The organism is Pseudomonas sp. NFX15, assembly GCF_049132105.1.
In the GTDB taxonomy this organism is placed as follows: Bacteria; Pseudomonadota; Gammaproteobacteria; order Pseudomonadales; family Pseudomonadaceae; genus Aquipseudomonas.
The window spans coordinates 1-15,442 of record NZ_JAFMPV010000026.1; the positions used below are offsets into that span (position 1 = coordinate 1).

Below are 15,442 nucleotides of genomic sequence, written 5' to 3' on the forward strand. Positions count from 1 at the left end.
ATGTACTTGTTGCCAGCCACGGTTCGTCCTTGGTTGCGTCCATCGGCAGCCCCCCGGAAGAGGGCTGCGCGACGTTAACCAAGGTGGTTGAGTGTGGCTGTAGGACGCGTCTGCGATGACGCTAGGATTTGTCGCTGTTTACCGGGAGACCAGTACGGTGCTTTTACGACTGGCCATTGCCGTCACCGCATAACCGATCAGCGCGGCGAGAATCGAACCGGTCAGGATCCCCATGCGGTCCATGCCGGCGAAATCACTCACGCCCGGTTCAAAGGCCAGCGAGCCGACAAACAGGCTCATGGTGAAGCCGATGCCGCAGAGAATCGCCACTCCGAGTATCTGGCCCCAGTTGGCGCCTTGGGGCAGGGCAGCGATACCGGTTTTCACCGCCAGCCAGGTCAGACCGAAGACTCCGACGGTCTTGCCCAGCAACAGGCCGGCGGCGATGCCCATGGGCACGTGGTGGGTGAAGCTTTCGACGGTGACGCCGCTCAGTGACAGGCCAGCGTTGGCGAAGGCGAACAGCGGCAGGATGCCGTAGGCCACCCACGGGTGCAGCGCGTGTTCCAAGGTGAGCAATGGCGAAGGCTCGGCATTTTTCGTGCGCAGCGGAATGCAGAAGGCCAGGGTCACACCGGCCAGCGTGGCGTGGACGCCGCTCTTGAGCACGCAGACCCAGAGAATCAGGCCGACGATCATGTAGGGCCCGAGCTTCACCACCCCCAGCCGGTTCATCCCGATCAGCGTCGCAATACAGGCCGCGGCCAGTGCCAGCGACAGGCTAGACAGTGCGCCGGAATAGAAGATTGCAATGATGATGATCGCGCCGAGGTCGTCGATGATTGCCAAGGTCATCAGGAACAGTTTCAGTGAAACCGGAACCTGCTTGCCCAGCAAAGCCAGCACGCCAAGGGCGAAGGCAATGTCGGTGGCTGTGGGGATTGCCCAGCCATTGAGGGCCGCCGGCGTGTCTTTATTGAGGAACCAGTAGATCAGCGCCGGCACCACCATGCCGCCAATCGCCGCTGCGCCGGGCAGGACGATTTGCGATGGCTTGGACAACTGGCCGTCGAGGACTTCGCGCTTCACCTCCAGGCCAATCAGCAGGAAGAACAGCGCCATCAGGCCGTCGTTGATCCACAGCAGCGCCGGCTTGGCGATTTTCAACGCGCCGATCTGGGCGACCACAGGGGTGTCCAGCAGGCCGGTGTAGAGCCACGACAGCGGCGAATTGTTGATGATTAGAGCCAGAACGGCAGCGGCGATCAGTAACAGACCGCTGGCAGCTTCCAACTGAAAGAAACGCGTGAAAGTGCTACGCAGAGGCAAGGTCGCTCTCCATCTGTGAATTCAAAAGGTGTTACACCCTAACAAGTACTGTTAGTTGTTAAAACAAAAGTTATATTCTTTTTTGTTATATACCGTTACAGACCTGCTTGCCGACATCGACCTGAGCCTAGCAGTTGCCGAGCGTATTGGATCTCAGCTGTATCTGTGCCGGATGCAGGATTTTTCCTAAGCTGATGATATGCGCCTTGCGAGAAGGCGACTCTTGCCCGATTCAACGAGAAAACCATCATGAGCGACAACCGACAGTGGTCCCGCGAAGCGATCCGGATCATCGAAGCCGATTTCCAGCGCAGCGCCGACACCCACTTGATCCCCTTGCCGCTGCCGGGTTTCCCGGGCATCGAATTGTACTTCAAGGATGAGTCCAGCCACCCCACTGGCAGTCTCAAGCACCGCTTGGCCCGTTCGCTGTTTCTGTATGCGTTGTGCAATGGCTGGCTCAAGCCCGGGGCGCCGGTGATCGAGGCGTCCAGCGGGTCGACGGCAATTTCAGAGGCGTACTTCGCGCGCATGCTGGGCCTGCCGTTCATTGCGGTAATGCCGGCGACCACATCCAAAGAGAAGATCGCGCAAATCGCTTTCTATGGTGGCCAAAGCCACCTGGTCGACGATCCGACCCAGATCTACGCCGAGTCCGAGCGCCTGGCCCGCGAACACGACGGCCACTTCATCGACCAGTTCACCTACGCCGAGCGCGCCACCGACTGGCGGGCGAACAACAACATTGCCGAGTCGATCTTCCATCAGCTGCGTTACGAGCAGCACCCCGAGCCGAGCTGGCTGATTTCCAGCCCCGGCACTGGCGGCACCACTGCGACCCTGGGCCGCTATGTGCGTTATCGCCAGCATTGCACCCGCGTGCTGTGTGCCGATGCCGAGCGTTCGGTGTTCTTCGACTACTACCAGAGCGGCGACGCCAGCCTGCGCCTGGACCACGGTTCGCGGATCGAAGGCATTGGCCGGCCGCGTGTGGAAGCCTCGTTTCTGCCCAAGGTGATCGATGCGATGGTCAAGGTGCCGGACGCCCTGTCACTGGCGGCCATGCATTACCTGGCGGCGCGTCTGGGACGGCACGTGGGCGGGTCGAGCGGGACCAACCTGATTGGCGCATTGATGGCCGCGCAGCACATGAAAGCGGCGGGGGAAACGGGGTCGATGGTGGCGATTCTGTGTGACAGCGGCGAGCGTTATGCCACGACTTACTACGATCCAGAGTGGCTCAAGGACCAGGGCTATGAGTTGAGTGGGTTGATGGCGGCAGTGGCGGCGACGGTGGAGCGGGGCGAGCCGTTGCCGGTCTCTGTACTGCGCGCCAATATCTGACACCACAGAAGACTCCTGTCGGAGCTGGCTTGCCAGCGAAGAGGGTGAGTCAGGTGACATTGATGTTGAATGTGATGGACTCTTCGCGGGCAAGCCCGCTCCCACAAAGTCTGTGTCGAGCAAAAATCTGCGGACACCTCGGTAACTGTGGGAGCTGGCTTACCAGCGAAGAGGGCGGCGCATGAGCCACCGCCTTCGCGGGCAAGCCCGCTCCTACAGGGGGATTGCGTAGGGTATCAGGCTTCCAGGCCGAGGATGTCGCGGGCCACGGCCTCGGCAATGCGAATCCCGTCGACACCCGCCGACAGAATTCCGCCCGCATATCCCGCGCCTTCACCGGCCGGGAACAAACCTTTCACGTTCAGGCTCTGCATCGACTCGTTGCGGGTAATGCGCAGCGGCGACGACGTACGGGTTTCGATACCGGTCAACACGGCGTCGTGCAGCGAGTAGCCACGAATCTGCTTCTCGAACGCCGGCAATGCCTCGCGAATCGCTTCGATGGCAAACGCCGGCAGGGCCAGGGCCAGATCACCCAAGGCAACGCCCGGCTTGTAGGACGGCTCAACACTGCCCAATTCGGTGGACGGCTTGCCCGCGATAAAATCGCCGACCAGTTGCGCCGGCGCTTCGTAGTTGCTGCCGCCCAGCACGAATGCGTGGGATTCCAGGCGCTCCTGCAACTCGATACCGGCCAGCGGGCCGCCCGGGTAATCGACTTCCGGGGTGATACCGACCACGATGCCCGAGTTGGCGTTGCGCTCGTTCCGCGAGTACTGGCTCATGCCATTGGTGACCACGCGGTTCGGCTCGGACGTTGCCGCCACCACCGTACCGCCCGGGCACATGCAGAAGCTGTAGACCGAGCGACCGTTCTTGGCGTGGTGCACCAGTTTGTAGTCGGCGGCGCCGAGTTTCGGGTGGCCGGCGTACTTGCCCAGGCGCGCGCGGTCGATCAGCGACTGCGGGTGCTCGATGCGGAAACCCACCGAGAACGGCTTGGCTTCCATGTACACACCACGGCCGTGCAGCATGCGGAACGTATCGCGGGCGCTGTGGCCGAGGGCCAGGATCACGTGTTTCGAATGAATCTGCTCGCCGCCGTTGAGTTCGACGCCGACCAGTTGGCCATCCTCGATCAGCACGTCGGTCACGCGCTGCTGGAACCGCACCTCGCCACCCAGGGCGCGAATCTGCTCACGCATGTTTTCCACCACGCCGGTCAGACGGAACGTACCGATGTGCGGTTTGCTGACGTAGAGGATTTCTTCCGGCGCGCCGGCCTTGACGAACTCGTGCAGGACCTTGCGACCGAGGAATTTCGGGTCCTTGATCTGGCTGTAGAGCTTGCCGTCGGAGAATGTCCCCGCGCCGCCTTCGCCGAATTGCACGTTGGATTCGGGGTTGAGCACGCTTTTACGCCACAGGCCCCAGGTGTCCTTGGTGCGCTGGCGCACTTCGGTGCCGCGTTCTAGGATGATCGGCTTGAAGCCCATTTGCGCCAGCAGCAATCCGGCGAAGATCCCGCACGGGCCAAAGCCGACGACAATCGGCCGCTCGCTCAGGTCAGTCGGTGCCTGGCCGACGGGTTTGTAGCTGACATCCGGCGCCACGTTGACGTTACGGTCATCGGCGAACGTGTGCAGCACCGCCGCCTCATCGCGAACTTCGAGGTCGATGGTGTAGATGAAGCACAGTTCGGAGGACTTTTTACGCGCGTCGTAGCTGCGCTTGAACAAGGTGAAACCGAGCAGGTCATCGCTGGCGAGCCCCAAGCGGTGCACGATGGCAGGGCGCAGGTCTTCTTCGGGATGGTCGATTGGCAGCTTGAGTTCGGTGATTCGTAACATGGCGGGATCCGGTTCGCGGGGCGCACAACTGCGCCAGGGCGTTTGAAGCCCGCGATTATAAGCCCCAATGGCCGGCTCCAGTGAGGCAAAAACCGCATCTCGTCGAATCAGTCGTCGCGTGATCCGCCGAAATAGCCGCAGCCGCGCTGGACCTTGCCGTCAATGCGCAGTTCGGCGCTCATGTGCTGGATGCTGCCGGTGCTGTTGTCGACGCAGCGTTGCGGCGCCACCCACAGTTCGATGTGCTGGTTATTGGCTTCGGTGCTGAGGTTAAAGCGGCCATCGCCCAGTTGCTCTTCGACGTAAGGCACGGCCAGGGGCGGCTGGCCGGCGCGGTCGATGACCATGCCTTTGCCGCTGACTTTCACGTTCCACTCCGGGGTGTGGCCGGCGGCGCGCAGGATCAACAGCTTGAAGTTCGGATCGTCACACGCTGTGCCTGAGCGCTCGACGCGGTACAGGGTTTCCAGGTCGAGTCGGCCCTCGCCACCGCTGCCGGGTACAACTCGCCCGCGCACGTCGGCAAACAGCTTGCCTTGTTTATCCGCAAGGTTGGCGGCCTGTTGCAGGACACTGGTACCGCCCGTGTCGTTGACCACATAGCGGTTGGGCTGATTGCACGGCTGGAACACCAGTTTGCCGTCCGCCGCGATCAACTGGCCTTGCATGCGGGTCTGGCCGACATGGGAAGCGTTCTGCCGCTCGCCATGGAACAACTGGCAAGCGGCAAACAACGGGAGCAGGGCAACGAGGACTAAGGAACGGGCAGCACGCATCTTGGGGTCTCCTGACAAGTGCCGTCACGTTACTCAGCCTGACCGTTCATCACAACCGGCGCTGCGAACTTTTGCGTATCAAATATGAAAGGTCTGACCGGTTTGCAGGCCTTCCACGCTCTTGGCGTAGGCCAACGCCACATCCGCCGCAGGAACGGGTTTGAAGCCACGGAAATAGGGCGCGTACTTGCCCATGGCTTCGACAAGCACATTAGGGCTGATCGAATTCACCCGCAGGCCGCGTGGCAGCTCGATGGCGGCGGCGCGGACAAAGCTGTCGATGGCACCGTTGACTAGCGCGGCGGAAGCGCCGCTGTAGATTGGGTCGTGGCTCAACACACCAGTGGTGAAGGTAAACGACGCGCCATCATTGGCGAACTCGCGGCCGATCAGCAGCAAGTTGACCTGGCCCATGAGCTTGTCTTTCAGACCCAGGGCGAAACTCTCTTCGCTCATCTCATTGAGCGGGGCGAAGGTCACATTGCCGGCCGCGCAAATCAGCGCATCAAACTTGCCGGTCTGTTCGAACAGTTTGCGAATCGAGGCGCTGTCGCTGATGTCGACCTGCAAGTCACCGCTGTTGCGACCGATGCGGATGATTTCGTGGCGCTGTGACAGTTCTTTATCCACTGCCGAACCGATGGTGCCGTTTGCGCCGATCAAAAGAATTTTCATGGGGCTGATCCTCTTGGTGGGTTGAGCGAGGTTTCAGTTTAGGGTGGTTTTTTACGGAGATAAGCGCACTAATAGGCAACCTTTGGTTTTCAAATGGAAACAATCCATGAGCGAGATGGATGACCTGGCGGCGTTCGCTGTATTGATCGAGGCCGGCAGTTTCACCCTGGCGGCGCAGCAGCTCGGTTGCAGCAAGGGCCAGCTGTCCAAGCGCATCAGCCAGTTGGAGGCGCAGTTTTGCGTGGTGCTGTTGCAGCGCACCACGCGGCGCCTGAGCCTGACGGCGGCGGGTGCAGCGTTGTTGCCCCAAGCCCAGGCGCTGGTGGTGCATGTCGAACGGGCGCGCCAGGCATTGGCGCGCTTGAAGGACGACATGGCCGGCCCGGTGCGAATGACGGTGCCGGTGTCGCTTGGGGAGACCTTCTTCGATGGCCTGTTGCTGGAGTTCTCGGCCAAATACCCCGAGGTGCAGATCGAACTGGAACTCAATAACAACTACCGCGAGTTGTCCCGAGACGGTTTCGATCTGGCGATTCGCTCCGACGTGGCGCTCGACCAGCGATTGGTAGCGCGACCGCTGTTGGCGTGGCAAGAACTGACCTGTGCCAGCCCGGCGTATCTGCAGCGCTACGGCGAACCGCATTCACCTCAGGAGCTGGCTGAACATCGCTGCCTGCTCAACAGCCATTACAGTGGGCGCGAAGAATGGCTGTATCACCAGCAGCACGAATTGTTGCGGGTGCGCGTCTCGGGGCCGTTCGCCAGCAATCACTACAATCTGTTGAAAAAAGCCGCACTGGTCGGCGCCGGTATTGCGCGCCTGCCATCCTACTGTTTGCCCGCCGAATTGGCTGATGGACGTTTGCGATGGCTCCTGCGCGATTATCAGACTCGCAGCATGCCGATGTACCTGGTGCACCCGTACCAGGGTGGCTTGCCCAAGCGCACGCAGGTGCTGGCGGATTATTTGATGGGATGGTTCAAGCGTAGTGGCGAGGTGTTGGATCGGCTTTAAACCCAACGCAACCTTGTAGGCGCTGGCTTGCCAGCGAAGACTTTTCATCAGGCGACATTGATGCTGAATGTGGTGGCCTCTTCGCTGGCAAGCCAGCGCCTACAACGGCCTTGGTGTTTCAGGGGGTATAAAAAACGGCCTGCAAAGGCCGTTTCTGTTGTTACCGCAAAGGCTTAACCACCAAGGTACGCTTCACGCACTTTCGGGTCGGTCAGCAGGGCTTCACCGGTGCCTTGCATCACTACCCGGCCGTTTTCCAGCACGTAGGCACGGTCAGCGATTTTCAGCGCCTGGTTGGCGTTCTGCTCCACCAGGAACACCGTCACACCGTCCTTGCGCAGCTGTTCGATGATGTCGAAGATCTGCTGGATGATGATCGGTGCCAGGCCCAGCGATGGCTCGTCGAGCAGCAACAGCTTGGGCTTGCTCATCAGCGCACGGCCGATGGCGAGCATTTGCTGTTCGCCGCCGGACATGGTGCCGCCTCGCTGGCTGAAGCGTTCTTTCAGGCGTGGGAAAAGTCCGAGGACCTTGTCCATCTGCTCCTGATAGTCGCCTTTGGCGGTGAAGAATCCGCCCATGGACAGGTTTTCTTCCACGGTCAGGCGGGAAAACACCCGACGACCTTCCGGCACAACGGCGATGCTCTTGCGCATGATCTGCGAAGAGTCCTGGCCGACCAGTTCCTCACCCATGTAGCGGATGCTGCCGCTGTGGGCCCGCGGCGAACCGCAGAGGGTCATCAGCAGCGTGGATTTACCGGCTCCGTTAGCGCCGATCAGCGTCACGATCTCGCCCTGGCGGACTTCGACGTTGACGCCGTGCAGGGCCTGGATCTTGCCGTAGAAGGTGGAAACGTTTTCGAACTGCAGCATTTACGCTTCCCCCAGGTAGGCTTTGATCACTTCAGGATTGTCGCGGATCTGTTCCGGCGTACCGTCAGCCAGAGGCGTGCCCTGGTTGATCACGACGATGTGGTCGGAAATGCTCATGACCAGTTTCATGTCGTGTTCGATCAGCAACACAGTGACGTTGTGCTCTTCGCGCAACATGCTGATCAGCGCCTTGAGGTCTTCGGTTTCCTTCGGGTTCAGGCCGGCGGCCGGTTCGTCGAGCATGAGGATCCGCGGACGGGTCATCATGCAACGGGCGATTTCCAGGCGGCGTTGCTGACCATAGGCCAGAGTGCCGGCCGGCCGGTTGGCGAACTCCTTGAGGTGGACCTTGTCCAGCCAGTACTCGGCGAAGTCCATGGCCTCGCGCTCGCTCTTGCGGAACGACGGGGTCTTGAACAGACCGGCCAGGAAGTTGGTGTTCAGGTGACGGTGCTGGGCGATCAAGAGGTTCTCGACCGCAGTCATGTCTTTGAACAAGCGCACGTTCTGGAAGGTGCGCACCACGCCTTTGAGGGCGATCTTGTGGCCCGGCAGGCCCTGGATCGGCTCACCATCGAGCATGATGCTGCCGCCGCTCGGCTTGTAGAAACCGGTCAGGCAGTTGAACACGGTGGTCTTGCCGGCGCCGTTAGGGCCGATCAGTGCCACCACTTGTTTTTCCTTCACGGTCAGGGCCACGCCATTGACCGCCAGCAAACCGCCGAAGCGCATGCTCAGGTTTTCGACTTTCAGGATCTCGCGGCTCATTTTCGCAGCTCCATGTGAGGACGTTGCATGGGCAGCAGACCCTGAGGGCGCCAGATCATCATCAGTACCATCAAGGCACCGAACATCAACATGCGGTACTCACTGAACTCACGCATCATTTCCGGCAGCAGGATCATCACGACGGCAGCCAGGATCACGCCCAGCTGTGAGCCCATGCCACCCAACACCACGATAGCGAGGATGATCGCCGACTCGATGAAGGTGAACGACTCCGGCGTCACCAGGCCCTGGCGGGCGGCGAAGAAACTGCCGGCGAAACCGGCGAAACTCGCGCCCAGGGTGAAGGCCGATAGCTTGATGACCGTAGGATTGAGACCCAGTGCACGGCAGGCGATTTCGTCTTCACGCAGTGCTTCCCACGCACGGCCGATCGGCATGCGCAGCAAACGGTTGATGACGAACAACGCGGCGAGGGCCAGCAACAGGGCAACCAGGTAGAGGAAAATCACCTTGTTGATCGAGTTGTATTCCAGGCCGAAGTACTCATGAAAGGTTTGCATGCCTTCCGCGGCTTTACGTTCGAAGGTCAGGCCGAAGAACGTTGGTTTCTCGATGTTGCTGATGCCGTTTGGACCACCGGTGAGGCCGGTCAGGTTACGCAGGAACAGACGGATGATTTCACCGAAGCCCAGTGTCACGATCGCCAGGTAGTCACCGCGCAGGCGCAGTACCGGGAAGCCCAGCAGGAAGCCGAACGTGGCCGCCATCAGGCCGGCGATTGGCAGGCAGATCCAGAAGCTCAAGCCGAAGTAGTGCGACAGCAGCGCATAACTATAGGCGCCGACGGCGTAGAAACCGACGTAACCGAGGTCGAGCAGACCGGCCAGGCCGACCACGATGTTCAGGCCCAGACCGAGCATCACGTAGATCAGCACCAGGGTGGCGATATCCACCGCACCGCGAGAGCCGAAGAACGGCCAGACCAAGGCGCCGGCGATCAGCGCGATAATGATCCAGCGTTGCGTGGTCGGCAGGGTCAGGAAGTTACTGGCCTTGGCCGGAATCAGCGGCATGCTGGGCGACTTGCGCCAGGCCGAGCTGATCTGCTGATCGAACAGCACACGCAGGAACATCAACACCGAACACACCGCTATGGTGATCAGTGTGGCGTCGCTGGTGCCATGAACTTCGAGGTTGATGCCGACGATGGTCAGCTTCAGACCGAGTACCGGGTAGGCCACGGCCCACACCAGCAAGGCGCTGAACAACGCCTGTTTAAGATTCCTAGTCATACCTTCTCAACCTCCGGACGGCCCAGCAGGCCGGTTGGCCGGAACAACAGCACCAGAACCAATAGGCCGAACGCGACGACGTCCTTGTATTGGTCACCGAAGACATCGGCACCGAAGGCCTCCGCCACGCCCAGAACCAGCCCGCCGAGCATGGCGCCGGGGATGCTGCCGATACCGCCCAGTACAGCAGCGGTGAAGGCCTTGAGGCCTACCAGGAAACCGGCGTTCGGGTTGATCACGCCGTACTGCATGCTCAGCAGGACGGCGGCAATCGCTGCCAGTGCCGCACCGATGACGAAGGTCAGGGCGATGATGTTGTTGGTATTGATACCCAGCAGGTTGGCCATCTTGATGTCTTCGGCACAGGCGCGGCAGGCGCGACCCAGGCGAGAGCGGGAGATGAACAACGTCAAGCCGAGCATGGCGACCAGGGTCACCACGAACACCACGATTTGCATGTAGGAAATCAGCACTTCATGTGCGCCACCTGGCCCGATGGAGAAGTTGCCCGGGATCAGGTTGGGAATGGATTTGTCCTTGGAGTCTTGCGCCAGCAGAACCGTGTTCTGCAGGAAGATCGACATGCCGATGGCGGAAATCAGCGGGATCAGACGGTTGCTGCCGCGCAAGGGGCGGTAGGCGATCCGTTCGATGCTGTAGCCGTAGGCACTGGTGACGACGATGGTTGCCAGGAAAGCAGCGGTCATCAACAGCGGAACGCTGTCGAGTCCCATCATGGACAGCCCGGCGATGGCGATGAACGCCACATAGGAGCCGATCATGTACACCTCGCCGTGGGCGAAGTTGATCATTCCAATGATGCCGTAAACCATCGTATAGCCGATGGCGATCAGGGCATACGTGCTGCCAATGGTCATGCCATTAACCAGCTGTTGGAAAAAGTGATAGATGTCAGGCATTACAGCGCTCCTAAAAACCTGATACGCATTTCACTGGTGGAGTCATTTTCCCGCCCGGGCCCCGTGGATCTGCATCCACTTCGAATCCGGGGTTTGCCAGCGAACCGCTGATGACGGTTTTGAGATTTTCAGGTGGGGAGACTGGCGGATCACGCCAGCGCGGCCCAAAAACGTTCGTAAAACAAAGCCCACGGCACGCCGTGGGCTTTGTTGGCAGTCAGTCAGGCAGCGCCTTACTGAGGCGAAGCTTCAGTTTTTGGTTTGCCGAAGTGCCACTCGTAAACCACAAATTTGAAGTCTTTCAGGTCGCCCTTGGCGTCGAAGCTCAGGTCGCCAGTCGGGGTCTTGAAGGTGCCGGCGTGGATGGCTTCAGCCACTTTGGCAGGGTCTTCGGACTTGGCAGCAGTGATGCCGCCAGCGATGACTTCAACAGCGGAGTAGGAAGGGAATACGAACGGACCGCTCGGGTCTTCTTTCTTGGCTTTGAACGCGTCAGCCAGGGCAATGTTGGCAGGATCCTGGTCGAAGGACTTCGGCAGGGTCACCAGCAGGCCTTCGGAAGCGTCCTTGGCGATCTGCGAAATGGAGTCGTTACCCACGCCTTCCGGACCCATGAACTTGGCTTTCAGGCCTTTTTCCTGGGATTGACGCAGGATCAGGCCCAGCTCTGGGTGGTAGCCGCCGTAGTAGACGAAGTCAACGTTGGCTTGCTTGAGCTTGGAGATGATCGAGGAGAAGTCTTTGTCGCCGGCGTTGATGCCTTCGAACACAGCGACTTTCACGCCGTCTTTTTCCAGGGTCTGTTTAACGGCGGTGGCGATGCCTTCACCGTATTGCTGTTTGTCGTGCAGAACAGCAACGATTTTCGGCTTGACGAACTTGGCAATGTAGTTACCGGCGGCAGGGCCTTGGGCGCTGTCCAGACCGATGGTGCGGAACACCATTTTGTAACCACGGTTGGTGATGTCCGGGCTGGTGGCAGCCGGGGTGATCATCACAATGCCTTCGTCTTCGTAGATGTCCGAAGCCGGTTGAGTGGAGCTGGAGCACAGGTGGCCGACCACGAACTTGACGCCGTCGTTGACGACTTTGTTCGCGACCGCAACAGCTTGTTTTGGATCACAGGCGTCATCGTATTCAACGGCTTCGAGTTTCTTGCCGTCTACGCCGCCCTTGGCGTTGATTTGTTCGATGGCCATTTTGGCGCCACTGAACTGCATGTCGCCGTATTGGGCTACAGGGCCGGTTTTAGGGCCGGCGATGCCGATCTTGATGGTGTCAGCTGCGAACGAATGGCTGGCAACCCCGGCCAGAACCATAGCGGCAAACAGTTTGGAAATCTGCTTAGTAGCCTTAGTCATAGTGCTCCACTCTTACTGTTGTAGTTTTTATAGTCCTGGCGCCGAAGGCAGCAGAACCGGGTCAGATGTCTGCGACATTCCCCGGAAAAGTCCCTCGGCAACTGTACCGGTACAGTGTAGAGCGCCGATTGTCAGCCTGGGAAGGCAGCGCCGGGGGACAAAACCTGCAAGTGTCGCTTTATTGAACGAAAAAGACAGAATTGCGGCGGGGTGTCGAGGGGCTTATAGCCTGATTCAATGCATTCCCTGGCATTCCTGCGCTTTTCATTTCAGTCACTCAATTGCATCCGGGTTTTTCTGCCAGACCACCAACGTTATCATTGCGTCGATTTCTTTTCCGGACAGTCCCATGAATCAAGAACCTAGCACCCTCTATGCCAAGCTGCTTGGTGAAACTGCATCTATTACCTGGAAAGAGCTGGAGCCTTTCTTCGCCAAGGGTGCCCTATTGTGGGTCGATCCTTGCCTGGACTTGATCGCGGCCGCCGAGGCCGTGGCCCAGGACGAAGGGGAGAAAGTGGCTGCCTGGCTGGCCGAAGACAAGCTCGGCAAGCTGTCTGAAACGCGGGCGCTGGATCTTTTCGAGCGTGATCCGCCGATGTGGGCGGTGGTGGTCAAGCCATGGATTCTGGTCCAGGAAAGAGCACAGCCCTGAAAGCTTGCACCTTCTTGGTGCGACACTTTCTGTAGGAAAAGTGTGTAGCCGAGTAGCGTGATGGCACGTTGCCGTAGAGAAAGGCCACAGCCTCACGGTGACGTAAACGTAACGGGAACAGTTGGGCGGGCAATTGAACGCTTGCTCAATTGTTTCTGGATGTTGAAGGGTGCTGTTTTCGAGGCCTCTTCGCTGGCAAGCCAGCTCCTACACATATTTTGTGAACGACACAAAACCCTGTAGGAGCTGGCTTGCCAGCGAATGAAGCAACTCGGTTCCGAGTCAGCCTGAAAACGTCTTGCCGGTATGGTTATTCAGCGAAATAACCTTGGTCTTGCCAATGCGGTGACGGTAGATCTCGCGCAGGTACTTGATCGATTTCTTCACGCAATCGCGTGAGAGGCGGATGTCGTTGATCGAGACAAACTTGTCCTTGTCGTTGATCAACTCGCGGTACTTCTTCTCGTACATCGGCTTGATCGCGTACCAGTTGGTGTCGAGGATCTTCGCCGGGTTTTCGAATTCATTTAGCAGGTCGTCGATGCGGTCTTCATCGAAGTGTTCGTTGATGATGAAGTCGAGAATCGAGTTGTCCAGGGTCTCGTCGAAGCGGTACGGGTTTTTCGCGAAGCAGCGCTTGATGAAGGCCACGATCAACGTCAGGAAATCGTCCGACAGGCACGGGCTCTTGGCGATCAACGTGGTCAACGACAGGTTGGCCGAGGCGCCGATGACCAGCGCGTAGCGCTTGAGCGTGGTATTAGGGAACAGGCTGTTGAGGTGCGTCTTCAACCGGTTCAGGTCCATGTAGGACAGCTTGTAGTCCTTGGGCAAAGACACAATGGACACCACCGATGAGCAATTCTTGAAGAAGTGCAGGTCGTGCAGGGCCGCCGCGTCGTAGCCGGAATTCTTGTACTGCTCCAGCGACGCGCGATAGCGCTTGGACTCAATCGGCAACAGGCTGATGCCTTCGATGGCTTGGGTAACCTTATTGAAGTGCGGCAGGTCGATGGAACGGAAAAACAGGTCGTCGATGTTCAGGCGCTGCGGCTCTTTCTCGAACACCTTGAACTTGTCGCTGCTCGGCGGCGGGGTTTCCGGCACCACGGATTCGGCGTAGGCAATCGCCACTGGGCCGGCCAGGCTCATGAACAGGTCGTTAGCGTCCAGGCGAATGGTTTCGCCGATGTCGATGCCGGCGCGACGGAAATAATTCTGGTCGTAGTCAGTCGTCACCGCCTGCGCCGTCAGAATGTTGAATATCTGTTGCGAGATGTATTGGTTGGCGTGTTTTTCCATGGCATTGACATCAATGTTCTGGATGTTGCCGTCATCGTTTTCTTCGGCGTAACGCATGATGTCGTTGGAGATCAGCATCATCGCGTTCCATGGGCGGATACGGCCCATGACGCTGGCTTCGCTGCTGTCTTCGTTGGCGAAGTTGTAGGAGAAGTCCCACTCTTCCGACAGGTATTTGCACAGCAGGCGACCGGCGTTGATGTGCAGCGCCTCGGACATTTCACTGCGATGATCGGAAATGTTCGGCAGCACGCAGATGCCGCTGGTGAAGATCGGTTCGAAGACGAAGGCGTGGCCGCTCTTGCTGTCGTGCTCGTCCATCGGCTTGGTATCGAACGTCTTGTTCATGTACGAGTGCTGCTGGGCCAGGCCGAATTCCGAGGCCATGCCCGAACCCGTACCGCCGCCGGCACTGAAGATCGAGAAATACAGGCGCGACTGGTTGGCCTTGATGCCGCAGCTGTCGATCAGGTACGAGTGGATCATCTTCCAGTCCGGGCTGGAGAACCGCTGGGTGTCCTTGTTCAGGATGATCTTGGCCAGGTACTGGCCGAGGATCGGCGCGTTACCGGCACCACCGGCATGGACTTCCGACAAGTCCATGATCTTCATCTTGCTGTAGTCGCGCAGGAAACCGCTTTTTTCGCCCTTGCGCGAGAAGCGAATGCGTCCGGCGATGTCCTTGTCCAGGTCGCCGAGCATTACCAGCGGCTCGACCAGGAACACCGGCTTGGTGTTCTTGTTCTGCCCCAGGCGCAGGTTGTTGCGAATCCACTGGGCCGGGCTGTAGCCCTTTTCGGCATAGCGCTTGTCCGGGGACAGGCGATCTTCGTTGTTGAATTCGTTGAGGTAGAACTTGCGGGCGTTGTACACCAGTTCCGCCACGTCCAGGGCAATGTTCGAACCGCAGCGGCCCAGGCCGATCAGGCACACCGAGGGGAATTCCTGGTCGTTGTGCTGTTCGCTGTCGCCGTCCAGGTGCGGTGGGCGCGGGAACACCATGTCGCGCAGGCCGTCGAGGTTGTCGAGGATACGGTCGGTGTTGGTCTCGGTGAAGTACAGGTATTGCTGGCTCGCCAACGGGCGGGAATGGATCAATGGCTTCGGTGATGACGGGCTGTTGGCCGCTGGGCTCAACGTCAAATCGGTTACCGCAGTGGCCGGGTTGTTTTTAGAAGTCATTGTTCGCCATCTACCTGGGCTGATTGGTTGTCCGACTGACTGTCGTCGAACCGTCACGGAATAGAATCGCGTCTTTTTTCAGCGCGTATTGGGACCATGCCTTGGTCGTTAGCCGGAGCATTGCTCGGGGTGAATCC

The 15,442-nt window shown here is 59.4% G+C and carries 13 protein-coding genes; 3 read left to right on the top strand and 10 right to left on the bottom strand.

The genetic code is table 11. The annotated features are described in order from the left end of the window. Positions 1–138: 138 nt before the first annotated feature. Entirely contained in the window at positions 139–1,329 is a 1,191-nt protein-coding gene (gene nhaA / locus J1D76_RS22370) for a Na+/H+ antiporter NhaA (RefSeq protein ID WP_421140514.1), read from the bottom strand. 246 nt (positions 1,330–1,575) lie between these two features. On the opposite strand from nhaA, the gene J1D76_RS22375 reads away from it, so the two are divergent. Further along, the gene (locus J1D76_RS22375; protein WP_421140582.1) at positions 1,576–2,673 is read left to right on the top strand and encodes a PLP-dependent cysteine synthase family protein; all 1,098 of its coding nucleotides are present in this window, start codon (positions 1,576–1,578) and stop codon (positions 2,671–2,673) included. Between the two features lie 236 nt (positions 2,674–2,909). Here J1D76_RS22375 and J1D76_RS22380 read toward each other — a convergent pair whose 3' ends face one another. The 3 genes from J1D76_RS22380 to J1D76_RS22390 form a co-directional block, all read right to left on the bottom strand. Then, positions 2,910–4,523: an NAD(P)/FAD-dependent oxidoreductase gene (locus J1D76_RS22380; protein WP_421140515.1), complete on the bottom strand. Its 1,614-nt coding sequence runs from the start codon at positions 4,521–4,523 to the stop codon at positions 2,910–2,912. Positions 4,524–4,630: 107 nt separating this feature from the next. After that, positions 4,631–5,299 carry a COG3650 family protein gene (locus tag J1D76_RS22385; RefSeq protein ID WP_421140516.1) on the bottom strand — a complete coding sequence of 223 codons (669 nt, stop codon included), beginning with the start codon at positions 5,297–5,299 and terminating at the stop codon, positions 4,631–4,633. 78 nt (positions 5,300–5,377) lie between these two features. Next, entirely contained in the window at positions 5,378–5,974 is a 597-nt protein-coding gene (locus J1D76_RS22390; RefSeq protein WP_421140517.1) for a short chain dehydrogenase, read from the bottom strand. A 106-nt stretch (positions 5,975–6,080) separates the two neighbouring features. On the opposite strand from J1D76_RS22390, the gene J1D76_RS22395 reads away from it, so the two are divergent. Further along, on the top strand, positions 6,081–6,989 hold the full coding sequence (locus J1D76_RS22395) for a LysR family transcriptional regulator (RefSeq protein ID WP_421140518.1): 909 nt from the start codon (positions 6,081–6,083) through the stop codon (positions 6,987–6,989). Between the two features lie 173 nt (positions 6,990–7,162). On the opposite strand, the gene J1D76_RS22400 is transcribed toward J1D76_RS22395, so the two are convergent. The 5 genes from J1D76_RS22400 to J1D76_RS22420 all read right to left on the bottom strand — a co-directional run bounded on the left by J1D76_RS22400 (position 7,163) and on the right by J1D76_RS22420 (position 12,166). Then, complete coding sequence (locus J1D76_RS22400) at positions 7,163–7,864, bottom strand: ABC transporter ATP-binding protein (RefSeq protein ID WP_204930037.1); 702 nt, start codon at positions 7,862–7,864, stop codon at positions 7,163–7,165. Continuing rightward, entirely contained in the window at positions 7,865–8,632 is a 768-nt protein-coding gene (gene livG, locus J1D76_RS22405) for a high-affinity branched-chain amino acid ABC transporter ATP-binding protein LivG (protein ID WP_421140519.1), read from the bottom strand. Beyond that, complete coding sequence (locus J1D76_RS22410) at positions 8,629–9,885, bottom strand: high-affinity branched-chain amino acid ABC transporter permease LivM (protein ID WP_421140520.1); 1,257 nt, start codon at positions 9,883–9,885, stop codon at positions 8,629–8,631. The genes livG and J1D76_RS22410 overlap by 4 nt, the downstream gene beginning before the upstream one ends. Beyond that, positions 9,882–10,805: a high-affinity branched-chain amino acid ABC transporter permease LivH gene (gene livH, locus J1D76_RS22415; protein ID WP_421140521.1), complete on the bottom strand. Its 924-nt coding sequence runs from the start codon at positions 10,803–10,805 to the stop codon at positions 9,882–9,884. The genes J1D76_RS22410 and livH overlap by 4 nt, the downstream gene beginning before the upstream one ends. 233 nt (positions 10,806–11,038) lie before the next feature. Next, positions 11,039–12,166 carry a branched-chain amino acid ABC transporter substrate-binding protein gene (locus J1D76_RS22420; protein WP_421140522.1) on the bottom strand — a complete coding sequence of 376 codons (1,128 nt, stop codon included), beginning with the start codon at positions 12,164–12,166 and terminating at the stop codon, positions 11,039–11,041. Between the two features lie 349 nt (positions 12,167–12,515). Here J1D76_RS22420 and J1D76_RS22425 point away from each other — a divergent pair, with 349 nt between their 5' ends. After that, a complete protein-coding gene (locus J1D76_RS22425) occupies positions 12,516–12,821 on the top strand; it encodes a DUF2288 domain-containing protein (RefSeq protein WP_421140523.1) in 306 nt (101 codons plus the stop codon). Positions 12,822–13,103: 282 nt separating this feature from the next. Here J1D76_RS22425 and J1D76_RS22430 read toward each other — a convergent pair whose 3' ends face one another. Beyond that, complete coding sequence (locus J1D76_RS22430; protein WP_421140524.1) at positions 13,104–15,305, bottom strand: hypothetical protein; 2,202 nt, start codon at positions 15,303–15,305, stop codon at positions 13,104–13,106. Positions 15,306–15,442: the final 137 nt, after the last annotated feature.